Annotated in this window: 11 protein-coding genes; 5 read left to right on the top strand and 6 right to left on the bottom strand. The window is 73.7% G+C overall.

Annotated features, from left to right (window positions below):
* The first annotated feature begins 213 nt into the window (after window positions 1-213).
* Entirely contained in the window at window positions 214-882 is a 669-nt protein-coding gene (locus OHS82_RS08610; protein WP_057582784.1) for an MmyB family transcriptional regulator, read from the top strand.
* Window positions 883-910: 28 nt separating this feature from the next.
* Here OHS82_RS08610 and OHS82_RS08605 read toward each other — a convergent pair whose 3' ends face one another.
* The 3 genes from OHS82_RS08605 to OHS82_RS08595 are packed head-to-tail and all read right to left on the bottom strand — an operon-like array spanning window position 911 to window position 3110.
* Window positions 911-1849 carry a PDR/VanB family oxidoreductase gene (locus OHS82_RS08605; protein WP_057582782.1) on the bottom strand — a complete coding sequence of 313 codons (939 nt, stop codon included), beginning with the start codon at window positions 1847-1849 and terminating at the stop codon, window positions 911-913.
* Window positions 1846-2046, bottom strand: coding sequence for a hypothetical protein (locus OHS82_RS08600; RefSeq protein ID WP_057582780.1), 201 nt, complete (start codon window positions 2044-2046; stop codon window positions 1846-1848). The genes OHS82_RS08605 and OHS82_RS08600 overlap by 4 nt, the downstream gene beginning before the upstream one ends.
* On the bottom strand, window positions 2043-3110 hold the full coding sequence (locus OHS82_RS08595; RefSeq protein WP_057582778.1) for an aromatic ring-hydroxylating dioxygenase subunit alpha: 1068 nt from the start codon (window positions 3108-3110) through the stop codon (window positions 2043-2045). The genes OHS82_RS08600 and OHS82_RS08595 overlap by 4 nt, the downstream gene beginning before the upstream one ends.
* A gap of 266 nt (window positions 3111-3376) precedes the next feature.
* Between OHS82_RS08595 and OHS82_RS08590 the strand changes: the two genes are divergently transcribed.
* Both OHS82_RS08590 and OHS82_RS08585 read left to right on the top strand, forming a co-directional pair.
* Window positions 3377-5431 carry a phosphocholine-specific phospholipase C gene (locus OHS82_RS08590; RefSeq protein ID WP_328433621.1) on the top strand — a complete coding sequence of 685 codons (2055 nt, stop codon included), beginning with the start codon at window positions 3377-3379 and terminating at the stop codon, window positions 5429-5431.
* 100 nt (window positions 5432-5531) lie between these two features.
* On the top strand, window positions 5532-6350 hold the full coding sequence (locus OHS82_RS08585) for a phospholipid scramblase-related protein (RefSeq protein ID WP_057582775.1): 819 nt from the start codon (window positions 5532-5534) through the stop codon (window positions 6348-6350).
* A gap of 165 nt (window positions 6351-6515) precedes the next feature.
* On the opposite strand, the gene OHS82_RS08580 is transcribed toward OHS82_RS08585, so the two are convergent.
* Together OHS82_RS08580 and OHS82_RS08575 are read right to left on the bottom strand one after the other, a co-directional pair.
* Entirely contained in the window at window positions 6516-7463 is a 948-nt protein-coding gene (locus OHS82_RS08580) for a hypothetical protein (protein WP_057582774.1), read from the bottom strand.
* On the bottom strand, window positions 7460-8266 hold the full coding sequence (locus OHS82_RS08575) for a phosphatase PAP2 family protein (RefSeq protein ID WP_057582772.1): 807 nt from the start codon (window positions 8264-8266) through the stop codon (window positions 7460-7462). The genes OHS82_RS08580 and OHS82_RS08575 overlap by 4 nt, the downstream gene beginning before the upstream one ends.
* A gap of 233 nt (window positions 8267-8499) precedes the next feature.
* On the opposite strand from OHS82_RS08575, the gene OHS82_RS08570 reads away from it, so the two are divergent.
* On the top strand, window positions 8500-9195 hold the full coding sequence (locus tag OHS82_RS08570) for a TetR/AcrR family transcriptional regulator (RefSeq protein WP_242433384.1): 696 nt from the start codon (window positions 8500-8502) through the stop codon (window positions 9193-9195).
* Window positions 9196-9326: 131 nt separating this feature from the next.
* Here the strand turns inward: OHS82_RS08570 and OHS82_RS08565 are convergent, their stop codons facing one another.
* A complete protein-coding gene (locus tag OHS82_RS08565; RefSeq protein ID WP_057582771.1) occupies window positions 9327-10460 on the bottom strand; it encodes a DUF2510 domain-containing protein in 1134 nt (377 codons plus the stop codon).
* A 287-nt stretch (window positions 10461-10747) separates the two neighbouring features.
* Here OHS82_RS08565 and OHS82_RS08560 point away from each other — a divergent pair, with 287 nt between their 5' ends.
* Complete coding sequence (locus OHS82_RS08560; protein ID WP_057582769.1) at window positions 10748-13462, top strand: ATP-binding protein; 2715 nt, start codon at window positions 10748-10750, stop codon at window positions 13460-13462.
* Window positions 13463-13755 lie beyond the last annotated feature (293 nt).

The following is a 13755-nucleotide window of genomic DNA, read 5'->3' as shown; positions in this document are numbered from 1 at the left end:
CGTACACAGGGACACGCTCATCGGCACAGACGGTCGCCGTGAACTTGTGGAGAGTAGCGGGTGTTTCGAACTCACATCCAGGTCTCGCCACAACTGTGGCCAATTTCAGCCGTCAACGAGCATGGAATGCCACGATAGTTGACATGGCCGCGCCTCGGCAGCAGGATCGGGGCGCCGCGTGAAGGCCGCATAGGCAAGAGGGGTGACCTCCCGATGGCATATCAGGCAGGTGGGCAGCGGTCCGTGCCGCGTCCCGTCCCCGAAGGACCCGAGGCCCAGGCCTATCTGCAGGACTGCGCCGTCTACCTGGAGGCCGTCCCCTTCCCCTCCGTCGTGGTCGACCATCGCTGGGACGTGGTGCAGTCCAACGCTGCTTTCGCGTCACTTTTCCGTGCGGTGGGCCCGCATCCGACAGCCTTGCCGGGCGACAACTTCCTGCGCTTCGTGCTCTTCCACCCCGACGCGCCCTCGGTGCTCGGCGACCACGAGGCCGGCTGGTGCCTGCCGATGCTCGCCGGTTTCGCTGCGGCCGTTGAGCGGCACGGCCACGACCACGGGCTGCTGGCGATCCGCCGTGAGATCGCCCAGGACCCGATCATGGAGGCCGCCTACCGGTACGGCCTGCCGCACTGGATCCGCGCGGTGGGCGAGGGGGCCGCGGAGCACGACGGGGCGGTCCGCCCGCTGGTGCATCCCGACCCGCGCTGGGGCGCCACGGACTGCCGCATCGTCGAGGACACCCCGAGGGCCCTGCGGGACATGGGGTACACGCGGCTGACGATGGTGCTGCGCGAGGCGCGTCCCGCACCCGCCGCCCGCAGGACGCGCGCCGTGCGCCGCTCCGCGAGCCATCTCAGCGTGGTGCCGGCCGCCGAGGCCTGACGCCCCCGGGGCGTCCGCGTCCGGCGGGTCACAGGTCGAGGACCAGTTTCCTCCCCCGGCACCGGGACACACAGATCATCATGGTCTCCCCGGCCTCCCGCTCCTCGGCGGTGAGCACCGAGTCGCGGTGCTCCGGCACGCCCTCCAGCACATCGGTCTCGCAGGTGCCGCAGGTGCCCTCGGTACAGGAGAAGAGCACCTCGACGCCGGCCGCCCGCACCGTGTCCAGCACGGACACGCCCGGCGCGACCGTCACCGTACGGCCGCTCTGCGCGAGCTCGACCTCGAACTCGACGTCCGTGCCCGCGGGTTGCTCCTTGGCCTGGAACCGCTCGACGTGCAGCGCCCCGGCCGGGCAGCGCTCCTCCACCGCGTCCAGCAGGGGACCCGGGCCGCAGCAGTAGACGAGGGCGTCCGCGGGCAGTTCGTCGAGCACCGAGGCGAGGTCCAGCAGACCGGTCTCGTCCTGCGGCGCGACCGTGACCCGTTCTCCGTACCGCGCCAACTCCTGGATGAACGCCATGGATTCGCGGGTACGGCCGCCGTACAGCAGACGCCACTCGGCGCCCGCCGCCTCGGCCGCCGCGAGCATCGGCAGGACGGGCGTGATCCCGATGCCGCCCGCGATGAACCGGTAACGGGCCGCCGGGCGCAGGGCGAAGTGGTTGCGCGGACCGCGCACCCGGACCTTGTCGCCCTGCCTCACCTCCTCGTGCACATGGGCCGACCCGCCCCGCCCCGCCGGCTCGCGCAGCACCGCGATCCGCCAGGCGCTCCGGTCGGCCGGGTCGCCGCAGAGCGAGTACTGCCGCTCCAGCCCCGGCCCGAGGACCACGTCGACGTGGGCGCCGGGCTCCCAGGCCGCCAGCGGCTCGCCCAGTGGGTGGCGCAGAGTGAGGGCGAGTACGCCGTCGGCCGCGAACTCGCGCCGTGCGACGACGAGTTCGACTTCGTGGACGTCACTCATGAGGCTTCCTCCGGTGGCTCGGGCCCCTCGGGGGCGGGGTCGTGCGGTGTGTGACCCTCGGGGTGGGCGAGCATCCACTCCCACATCAGCACCGGGTCCTGTGCGGTGTGCTCGGCTCCGCAGTGGCAGGTGCCGTGCAGGACGTCGGTGCCCGGCAGCCAGTCGATGCGGTAGACCTCGCCGGTGGGGCTGCTCACAGGACCGGCTCCACCGGCTTGTCGCCCTCCTCCACCAGCCGGGCGAGGATGCGGCGGGCGGCGAGACCGCCGGTGTCGATGTTGATGCTCAGCTCCTGGTAGCCGGACCGCTCCGAACCCAGCGTCCGCTGAAGGAGGTTGAGGGCGTCGACGTCCTGCATGACCACCGTGTGGTTGTTGCCCCGCAGGAACTCGGTGACCTCGTCGTCGTCCGTCGCCCAGTCCCGCGAGACCATCCAGAAGTCGTACACCTTGCCGTCGGCGGACGGGGTGATCGCGTACGTGATCTCGGTGTGGAAGCCGTTCGGGTCGCTCCCGTCGGCCTCCGGCAGCACGCCCACCGGCGCGATGCGGCTGTGCAGCAGATACAGGCACGGCGCGTGGTACTCGATGTCCTGCCACCGGGTGATCCGCCCCTCGATCCCGGTAGAACGGGCGTAGAAGGGCGGGCACTCGGCGTCGTCCATGTGCCGGCTCACCCGCACGATCCCGGCGCCCTCGTCGACCTCGGTGGTGATGGGCGTCTCGGCGACCTCGGGGGTGCCGATGTATCCGCCGTGCAGATACGTCTCGTGGGACAGGTCCAGGAGGTTGTCGACGAGCAGCCCGTAGTCCGCGTCGATCGGCTCCATGCCGCGCACGGTCGTCCAGCCGGGGGAGTCCAGATGCCGGGCGCGCGGCACGGCCTGCGGGTCGGCGAGGGCCGGATCGCCGATCCACACCCACACCAGGGAGTCCTGCTCGACGACCGGGTAGGCGGTGACCCGGGCGGTGCGCGGGATGCGCTTCTGCCCCGGCACGTACACGCAGGCGCCGGTCGTGTCGTAGGTGAACCCGTGGTAGCCGCACACGATCCGGTCGCCGTCCAGCCGGCTCTCGGAGAGCGGGAACCGGCGGTGCACACACCGGTCGTGCAGCACGACCGGCGTGCCGTCCTCCTCGGTACGGTAGAAGACCAGCGGCTCCCCGAGGACCGTCCGCCCGAGCAGCTCCTCGCGGCCGACCTCGTGACTGTAGGCGGCGACGTACCACTGGTTCCTGGCGAATGCGGTGGTGTGCGGCATGGTGTGGGGCTCCCGTCTCTGGGTCGTGGCGACATCGTCGTGACGGGCTTCACAGGGGCGCAAGACGGCTTCCGCCTCACGGAAGCCCGCCCGGCCGGGACCGGCGCCCGGCGGCCCCCTCCCGCGCCGCGCGCCCCGCGTACCGCTGACCTTCACATCGGCGTCATCCGGCCCTTCCCTGACGTTCGACGCCCTTGCCACACTCCGTAGGCGCGCTTCCGTCACCACCGGCCGGCCCAGTCCTTGCGTACGAGAGGTGCCTCACCATGTCCGAAGTCAACCGGCGCCGCTTCCTCCAGCTCACGGGCGCCACAACGGCGTTCACCGCCCTGTCCGGCAGCGTCGAACGCGCTGCGGCCCTGCCCGCGCACCACCGCACGGGGTCGATCGAGGACGTGGAGCACATCGTCGTCCTGATGCAGGAGAACCGCTCCTTCGACCACTACTTCGGCACGCTCCGCGGCGTCCGCGGCTTCGGCGACCCTCGGCCGGCGACCCTCGCGAACGGCAGGTCGGTCTGGCACCAGGCGGACGCCGCTGGCAAGGACGTGCTGCCCTTTCGTCCCGACGCCGACGACCTGGGACTCGCCTTCGTCCAGGACCTCCCGCACGGCTGGAACGACGGCCACGCGGCCTTCGCCGACGGCAGGTACGACCGGTGGGTGCCCGCCAAGAGCGCGACGACGATGGCGTACCTGACGCGCAAGGACATCCCGTTCCACTACGCGCTCGCCGACGCCTTCACCGTCTGCGACGCCTACCACTGCTCCTTCATCGGCTCCACCGACCCCAACCGCTACTACCTGTGGACCGGTCATACGGGGAACGACGGCAAGGGCGGCGGCCCGGTCCTCGGCAACGACGAGGTCGGCTACAGCTGGACGACGTACCCCGAGCGCCTCGAGCGGGCGGGCGTCTCCTGGAAGATCTACCAGGACGTCGGCGACGGTCTGGACGCGAACGGCAGCTGGGGCTGGATCCAGGACGCCTACCGCGGCAACTACGGCGACAACTCGCTGCTCTACTTCACGCAGTACCAGAACGCGAAGCCCGGCGACCCCCTGTACGACAAGGCCCGCACGGGCACCGACGCGCGCGCGGGGCAGGGCTACTTCGACCGGCTGAAGGCGGACGTCCTGGGCGGGAAGCTGCCGCAGGTCTCCTGGATCGTCGCACCGGAGGCCTTCACCGAACACCCCAACTGGCCCGCCAACTACGGGGCCTGGTACGTCTCGCAGGTCCTCGACGCGCTCACCGCAGACCCCGAGGTGTGGGCCAGGACGGCCCTGTTCGTCACCTACGACGAGAACGACGGGTTCTTCGACCACGTCGTCCCGCCCTTCCCGCCGGCCTCCGCGGAGCGGGGCCGCTCGACGGTCGACGTCGGGCCCGACGTCTTCAAGGGCGACAGCGGCCACGTCCCCGGCCCCTACGGACTCGGCCAGCGTGTCCCGATGCTCGTCGTCTCCCCCTGGAGCAAGGGTGGTTACGTCTGCTCGGAGACGCTCGACCACACCTCGGTCATCCGCTTCGTCGAGCGTCGCTTCGGCGTCCACGAGCCGAACATCTCCCCGTGGCGGCGCGCGGTCTGCGGCGACCTGACCGCCGCGTTCGACTTCTCCCGCAAGGACGCCCGGCGGGTCGTCCTGCCGGAGACCGGCGGCTACGCGCCCCCGGACCGGGAACGCCACCCCGACTCCGTGCCCACCCCGCCGGCCCGCCCCGTCCTGCCGAAGCAGGAGCGCGGCACGCGACCCACCCGGCCGCTCAAGTACGCGCCCCGCGTGGACGGTTCGGCCGATCCGGCCGCCGGGACCCTCACCCTCGACTTCGCCTCCGGGGCCGAGGCCGGCGCCGCGTTCCTCGTCACCTCGGGCAACCGGGGGGACGGCCCGTGGAGCTACACGACCGGGGCCGGCGCGACCGTCTCGGACACCTGGAACGCGGCGTACTCCGGCGGCTCGCACGATCTGACCGTGCACGGACCGAACGGCTTCCTGCGCGTCTTCAAGGGGCGGGGGCAGACGGCCGGACCCGAGGTGACCGCACGGCACGTCGGCGACGGCGTCGAGCTGACCTTCACCCACCGGGGCTCCGGCACGGTGGAGTTGAAGGTGACGGACGGGTACGGCCGCCCGGCGACGACCGTCCGGGTGCGGCCCGGCGCCGTCCTCAAACGGACCGTGGACCTGCGGGCGAGCAGGCGCTGGTACGACCTGAGCGTCACCTCCGCCGCCGATCCGGCGTTCCTCAGGCGGTTCGCAGGACATGTGGAGAACGGGCGGCCCGGTGTGAGCGACCCGGCGATCGTCACGGCGTGAACGCGGCCGGGGGCGCGGGCCGCGGGTGCGGTGAATGCGCGATGAAGACCGCATCGCGGGGACTGGTCAGGTCCCGGTGGGCTCGGGATAGTGTGCCCCGGTGACCACGCATTCGAACACACCTGCAGGCTGGTATCCCGATCCGCACGGCGCGGCCCAGACCCTGCGTTACTGGGACGGCGCCCAGTGGACCGAGCAGACCCATGCCGACGGCAAGGGCGGCCCCGCCCCGCAGATACCGCAGCAGGCGGGGCCCGACGCCCGGGTCCAGCGCCAGGTGCAGCAGCAGGCCGGGGTCACGCCGAGCGGCCCCGGCGGCGGCTCCCTGTTCAGCGAGCCGGTGCTGGTGGTGAACCAGAAGGCGAAGCTGATCGAGCTCACCAACGAGTACAAGGTGATGGACCAGCAGGGCAACCAGCTCGGCTCGGTGGTCCAGGTCGGCCAGAGCACGCTGCGCAAGATCGTGCGCTTCCTCGCCAGCATCGACCAGTACCTGACGCAGCGACTGGAGATCCGCGACGCCCACGGGCGGCCGGTGCTGCTGCTGACCCGCCCGGCGAAGATCTTCAAGTCGCGGGTGATCGTGACCCGCCCCGACGGACAGCCGGTCGGCGAGATCGTCCAGCAGAACGTCTTCGGGAAGATCAACTTCGCGATCAAGGCGGACGGCCGCCAGGTCGGCGCCATCAAGGCGGAGAACTGGCGGGCCTGGAACTTCGCGATCGTCGACCACGCGGACAACGAGGTCGCCCGGATCACCAAGACCTGGGAAGGCCTCGCCAAGACGATGTTCACCACCGCGGACAACTACGTCCTGCAGATCCACTACCAGCTGCCCGAGCCGCTGTTGAGCCTCGTCGTGGCCACCGCCCTGACCGTGGACACCGCGCTCAAGCAGGACGCGCGCGGTCTGGGCTGACGCCCTCCCGCGGGTGGCGCCCTCGGGCGGGTGGCGCCCTCCCGCACGGGTGGCGCCCTCCGCGCACGGGTGGCGCCCTCCGCGCACGGGTGGCGCCCTCCGCGCACGGGTGGCGCCCTCCGCGCACGGGTGGCGCCCTCAGGGAAGGCGCCATCCGTTCCGGAACTACAGCGGGGTGAGGTGCTCCGGGCCGGTCGTCGGCCGGGGCAGCAGCGCCGGTTCGGCGGACGCCGTCTCCGGCCTCAGGGCCAGCACCGCCGCCACCGGGTGCTCCTCGTCCGCGACGGCCGCCGGGTGCGGCGCGGCCCGCGACAGCAGCACCACGCCCCGCCCCGCGAGCCCGGCTCCCGCCAGGGCGAGGAGCATCCCCGCGGGCCCGCCCTGGAGCCGTTCGCCGAGGAGCGCGAGGCCGATCACCGCGGCGGCCACCGGGTTGGCCAGCGTCACCATCGCCAGCGGGGCGCCGAGACCGTCCCGGTAGGCCGTCTGCGACAGCAGCAGTCCGCCCGTCGCGAAGGCCGCGACCAGGAGCGCCACCCCGATCACCTGCATGCTCAGCAGCGAGCCCGACCGGTCCGTCGCGGCCACCGTCACCGTCTGGGTGAGCGCCGAGGCGACGCCCGAGGCGAAGCCGGACGCGCTCGCGTGCCGCAGCCCCGGACGGGCGCCGCGCCGGGCCAGCAGCCCGATCAGCGCGGCCGTCGCCCCCGCCACGGCCACCGCCTCCGGCCCGCTCAGGACCTCCTCGGGGGCCGGCCCCGAGGCGGTGACCAGGATCGCGGCCAGGCCGGCCAGGGTGAGGGCGGTGCCGCGCCACTCGGCGGCGTCGACCCGGCGTCCCGCGACCCGTGCGCCCATCGGCACCGCCGCCACCAGGGTGAGCGCGCCGAGCGGCTGCACCACGGTGAGCGGGCCGTACTTCAGGGCCACGACGTGCAGCAGCGCGGCGGCGGCGTTCAGCCCCACCGAGCACCACCAGGCCCCGTTGCCGAGCAGGCCGGCCAGGCCCGAACCGGGATGCCGGGAGGCGAGCCGCTCCTGGGCGACCGCGGCGGCCGCGTACGCGACGGCCGAGAACAGGGAGAGGACGACGGCGACCAGGGTGGCGTTCATCGGCCCGCTCCTGCCAGGACCGGCTGCTCGGCCGGGACGTGGGCGCGCGTGCCGGGCCCGGCCTCGGTGGCCGTTCCGGGCGTGCGCCGGGGCACGGGGATCAGCGCCAGCGCCGCACCGAGCAGGGCGGCCGCGGCGATCGCGTCGAGCCAGTAGTGGTTCGCCGTGCCCACGATCACCAGCAGGGTGAGCAGCGGGTGCAGCAGCCACAGCCACCGCCACCGTGACCGGGTGGCGACGATCAGACCGATCGCCACCATCAGCGCCCAGCCGAAGTGGAGCGAGGGCATCGCCGCGAACTGGTTCGACAGATGGTCGCTCTGCGGCGGCCCGTACACCGACGGACCGTACACGCGCGCGGTGTCCACCAGGCCCGTCGCCGCCAGCATCCGCGGCGGGGCGAGCGGGAACGTCAGATGCAGCACCAGGGCGGCGGCGGTCACCGCGGCCAGCACCCGCCGCGCCCAGGTGTAGTGCGCCGGACGCCGCAGGTACAGCCAGACCAGGAAGGCCAGGGTGGCCGGGAAGTGCACGGTCGCGTAGTAGGCGTTCGCGGCTTCGGCCAGGCCGTCGCCGCGCAGCAGCAGGGACTGCACCGCGCCCTCGCCGGGCAGGTGCAGCCACCGCTCGGCGTGCCAGACGTCCCGGGCGTCGCGGAAGGCCTCGCCGGTGTGGCCCGCGGCCAGTTGCCGGCCGAGTTTGTACACGGCGAAGAGACCTGCGACGAGCAGGAGCTCTCGGACTACGGGCGGCCTCGCCGGTGTGACCGGCTCCGCTTCTGCAGGCTCGGTGCGGGCATTCATCCCCCGGCCCCTTCGCTGACGTGGTGCGTGTGAGGTGGTGCTGCCGGGCGGTGGCTCGTGCATGCACCATCGATACGATGTCGTACCGATACGCCAGTGTACCGATACGGACGCGTACCGGTACACTGGCGTATCGATTGATGTGCGCCACACTGGAGACCTGGGCCCGACCGGAGGCCCGCACCGCCTTCGGACGGGCACGCCCGGCGGAAGAGAAACGAGGGGGAGAGCAGATGACGTCGCAGGCCGCGGACGGACCGGAGTCGGCCGCCGCCACGCGCCGCTCGAAGATCACGCCCGAGCGGGAACAGGAGTTCTTCGACGCCGTCCTCGACCAGGTCCGTGAATGCGGCTACGAAGCCGTCACCATGGAGGGCGTCGCGGCGAGCACCCGCTGCAGCAAGTCGACGCTCTACCGGCAGTGGAGGACCAAGCCGCAGTTCGTCGTCGCCGCCCTGCGCTCCCGCCGGCAGGCCCGGTTGACCGGCATCGACACCGGCTCGCTCGCCGGGGACCTGCGCGAGGCCGCGGAGGCCGCGGGCCGCTGGTCCACCCATGACACCGAGCTGATGCAGGCCCTCGGCCACGCGGTCACCGGCGACCAGGAGCTCGCCCGCGCGCTGCGCGAGGCGATCGTCGCCCCGGAGATCGACGCCCTCCGGGAGATCCTGCGGCGCGGGGTGGAACGCGGCGAGATCGCCGGTGACCACCCGGCGCTGGAGTACGTCCCCGCGCAGATGTTCGGGGTGATCCGCGCCCGCCCGGTCGTCGACGGGGAGTACGCGGACCAGGAGTACCTGCTGCGTTTCGTGGAGGCCGCGGTGCTGCCGGCCCTCGGACTCGTCCCGCGCTCCGGCGGCGGCCTGCCGGGGGGCCGCTCGGGGGCCGCTCCGGGACCCGAAGGACCCAGGCCGCCGTCCACGGGATGACTGGACGGCAGCCTGTATCGCGCCGCACCGTGGGGACGGGGGCGGCGCGCACCCCCCGGCCGGGTGGGACCCCCCTGTGAGTACAGGGGGTCCCACCCGGCCGATCGTGTCCCGCGGGCCGGCTCCGGCGGTCAGACGTCCTGTCCGCTGCCGCCGCCCGTCGACACCTTGACGCTCGCGGTGATCGTGTCGATGACCGACACGTCCTGATCGGTGTCGAGACCGAAGCGGAGCACCACCATGCGCTTGGCGTCCGCGGGCGCCGGGAACGCCAGCGACTCGACATAGCCGTCCGCGCCCTTGCTCGTCACCGCCTTCCAGCGCACCAGATAGCCCTTCTGCCCGGCCACCGTCACCGCCTTCGAGGCGAGCACCTGGTGCGAGGTGATCGCGCCGTACGTCGTCCCGCCGTACGACTGCTCGGCGTTGGCCGCGATGTCCGCCTTCGCGACCTCCTCGGCCGTGCCGCCCTTGCTCCCCAGCACCTCGGCGGGCGACGAGTACACGCCCCCCTTGGTGCAGGTCTTGGTGGTGTCGCCCGGGCACTTGTAGGAGGCGCCGGAGACGACCTGGACGCCCACGTTGAGCTCCTGGCCCGCCCAGCCCTTCGGGATGGGGATGCTGATCCCGTTGAGCGCGTCGGTCACCGAACCGCTCTTGATCGTCGGCGGCTCGGAGCCCCGCGGCGAGGGCGACTCCCCGCCGGACCCGCCGGACCCGCCCGACCCGCCCTGACCGCCGCCGCCCGGGCCGCCGGGACCGCCCTGCCCGCCCGGTCCCTGGGCCGTGCCACCGCCGCCGCCCGAGCCGTCGTCCTTGGCGAGCGCGTACACGCCGACCCCGATGCTGGCGAGGACGGCGACGGCGGCCGCCACGGCTATGCCCGTGCGCAGCCCCCGCCGCCGGCCGGGCGCGGGCGCCGCGGGATACCCCGGGTAGCCGGCCTGCCCGGGGCCGCCGGGATACACGGGGCCGCCGGGGTACGCGGGACCTCCGGCGTATGCGGGACCTCCGGGGTACGCGGGGCCGCCGGGATACGCCGGGCCCCCCGGGTACGCCGGATACCCCGGCTGACCCGCGCCGCCGGGGTGGGCCGCGGGCGCGCCGTCGGCCGCGGTCTGCGCCGGCGGACCCCAAGCGGCGGCCGAGCCCGCGGCGCGGGTCTGGTCCGTCCATGCCTTGCCGTCCCACCAGCGTTCGGTGGCGGGACCGTCATTCGTCTGCCCCGGATCGGGATACCAACCGGGAGGAGTCACCTGCGTCATACCCCCACCGTATGAGGCGTCGGTGAGATCCGGATGAGAGGGAGCGCACTCCGTCGGAACCGGCCCCCGGCGCCAGGCCGCCCGGGTGGCGCGAATTCGACGTCAATTCGGTGCGCGTCACTCGCCGTTGACGTCATGGGGGCACTTCCGCAGGCCCGCCGGGGCCTTCGGCGCCGCGAGCCGTCACCCGTCGAGGCGGGACCTGCGCGGACAGCCCTCCGCGCGAGCCCTCGGAGAGCTACGCTCGACGTCGGTACGTCGTTCGGGCGACTTGGGGAGGTAGCGGGATGACGGAGGTCAGGCCGGCGGCGGCCACCTCGGCTTCCCTGTGGGAGCGCGACGCGGAGGTCGCCGCCATCGCGCAGGCGGTGGAGACGCTCTGCGCCGACCGGTCCTCCAGGGGTCACCTGCTGGTGCTCCGCGGCGAGGCCGGATTCGGCAAGACCGCCCTGCTGGCCGAGACGCGTCGCATCGCCGAGGCCCGCGGCTGCGCCGTCTGGTCGGCCCGCGGCGGCGAGACACTGAGGTCCGTCCCCTTCAACATGGTGCGGCAGCTGCTGCAGCCCGCCCTGATGTCCCTGCACCCGGAGGAGGCCCGCGAGTACCTCGGCGACTGGTTCGGCATCGCCGGTCCCGCTCTCGGCATCGTCGAGCCCGGAGAGGGCCACGCCGACCCGCAGGGCGTGTGCGACGGCCTCGTGGCCGCCGTCACCCGGCTGGCCAGGCGGGACTACCCGCTCGTGCTCCTCGTCGACGACGCGCACTGGGCCGACCAGGAATCCCTGCGCTGGCTGGCCGCCTTCGTGGAACGCCTCGACGAGCTGCCGGTCCTGATCGTCGTGGCCCGCAGGCCCGGCGACGTGAAGGCCGACGCGGCCCGCCACCTCGACGCCGTCGGGGAGGCCGCGGGCCACGCCGTCACCAGCCTCAGCGCCCTGACCCCGGCCGCGGTCGCCGGCCTGACCCGGGCCACCCTCGGCGACCACGCCGAGGGCTCGTTCTGCCGCGAGGTGTGGGCGGTCACCGACGGCAACCCGTACGAGACCGTCGAACTCCTCGCCAAGGTCCGCGACCGCGAGTTGACGCCGAGCGAGTCCTCCGCCACCGAACTGCGCGCCCTGAACCGGGCGGCCCGCGGCGGAGGACTCGTCGACCGCCTGGAGAAACTCGGCGTCGACGCCACCAAGTTCGCGATGGCGGCCGCGATCCTCGGCGCCGACATCTCCGTGGCCCAGGCCGCCCGGCTCGCCGGCCTCGGCCGTGACGACGCGGCGCGCTGCGCCGAACTGCTGCGCAGCGCCCGTATCCTCACCGAGCCCGATCCCGCCGCCGCCCCGGCCGAGGACGGCGACCTGGAGTTCGTCCACCCGCTGATCGCCTCCGCCGTCTACGACTCCATCCCCGGCGGCCTGCGCACCGCGATGCACGGCATCGCCGCCCAGGTCGTCGCCGACGCGGGGAAGGGCCTCGCGGCCGCCTCCCGGCATCTGCTGCAGGTGCACGCGGAGGGCGACGAGGAACTCGTCGAGCAGCTGCGCGAGGCCGCACGGGAACACCTCGCCGTCGGCGCCCCCGACGCGGCCCGCCGCTGTCTGGAACGGGCCCTGCGCGAACCGCCCGTGCCCGAGGTCCACGCGCGCGTGCTGTACGAACTGGGCTGCGCCACCCTGCTCACCGCACCGGCCCGGACCATCGAGCACCTGCGCAAGGCGCTCTCCCTGCCGGGCCTCGACGGCGACGAGCGGGTCGACGCCGTCTACCGCCTCTCCCAGGCGCTGCTGCACAACGACCAGTTGGGGGAGGCCGTCCGCACGGTCGAGGCGGAGGCCGCCCGGCAGGCGCCCGGGCCCGCTCGGCTGCGGCTGCAGGCCGTCCAGTTCATGTGGGAGGGCGTGAACGCCGGTGACCCGGCCTCCGCCCGCCGCTCCGAGAAGCTCGCCTCCCTCGCGGCGACCTGCACCGGCCGGGACAACTCCGAGCGCGCCCTGCTGATCCTGCGCGGGTTCGACCTGATGACCCACGGCGAGAACGCCGAGGAGGTCGTCGAGTTCTGCGACCGCGCCCTCGTCAACGGCCGCCTCGCCCCCGGGCTCGGCTGGACCGACCAGGAGTGGGGCATCGAGCTGCTGATGATGCTGGCCAGCTCCTACGCCTACACCGACCGGCTCGACCGCGCCGACGTCCTCTTCAACGAGGCCCTGCGCGCCTATGTGTCGGCCGGCTGGAGCGGCGGTCACCTCGCCCTGGCCCACGCCTACGTCGGTCTCGGGCTGCGTCGCAGGGGGCGTCTGAAGGAGGCGGAGGAATCGCTCACGGAGTCCCTGCGCCTCGCCGAACGCGTCGGCCGCGGGCTGCCGCTGTACTGGTCGGCGACCTGCAACCTCGTCGACACGCTGCTGGTGCGCGGCCATGTCGACCGGGCCTGGGAGGTGGCCGAACAGTACGGCTTCGCCCCGCCCTACCCGTCGACGATCGTGCTGCCCGACCCCCGGTCGGTGCGCGGCCGGCTGCTGCTGGCCGTCGGCCGGGTCCAGGAGGGCGTCAACGAGCTGGAGGAGGCCGAGAAGGCGGCGGCGGCCCGCGGCCACCTCAACCCGGTGATGGTGCCCTGGGCCGTCGACCTGGCCCGGGCTCTCGCCGTGCAGGACCCGGCACGGGCGAACCGGCTCGCCGCCGAGGCCCGCCGTCAGGCCGAGCGCTTCGGCACCGACACCGCGATCGGCGAGGCCCTGCGCTGCGCCGCCGCCCTGGAGACCGGGCAGCGTGCCGTACGGCTCGCCCAGCAGGCGGTCACCTACCTGGAACTGTCGCCCTGTCAGTACGAACACGCCGCCGCGCGGATCGAGTACGGCATCCTCTCCCGCTCGGTCGCCGAACTCGGCCGCGGCCTGACGCTGGCCCGCTCCTGTGGCGCGGACGGCCTCGTGGAGAAGGCGCAGCAGGCCCTTAAGGGGCTCGGCGCACCCCAGGTCGGCCTGGTCCCCGGCCAGACCAGGAGGTAGGGGGACGGCGAGGCGACGGCCCGCACTCCCGGACACGCAGCGGCTCCCCGGCGCACCCGGCGAGCCGGCAGCGCGCCTGGGGGCCGCAGGCCGACGCGTGCGCCGGCGGCGGAGGCGACGGTCCCCGGCGCGGCGGCACCGGGCGTCGCCGGGCCGGACGCCCGGCCGTTCGGGGCCGACGGCCTGGGCTCCCGGATACGCAGCGGCTCCCCGGCGAGCCGGGCGCGCGTCTGCGGGTCGCACGCCGACGCGTGCGCCCACGGCGGAGGCGACGGCCCCGGCGCGGCAGCTCG

The sequence above is a fragment of the Streptomyces sp. NBC_00425 genome, assembly GCF_036030735.1.
Taxonomy (GTDB): domain Bacteria; phylum Actinomycetota; class Actinomycetes; order Streptomycetales; family Streptomycetaceae; genus Streptomyces.
Note: the sequence above shows the minus strand (reverse complement) of the source record. Positions and strands in the feature narration are given on the sequence as shown.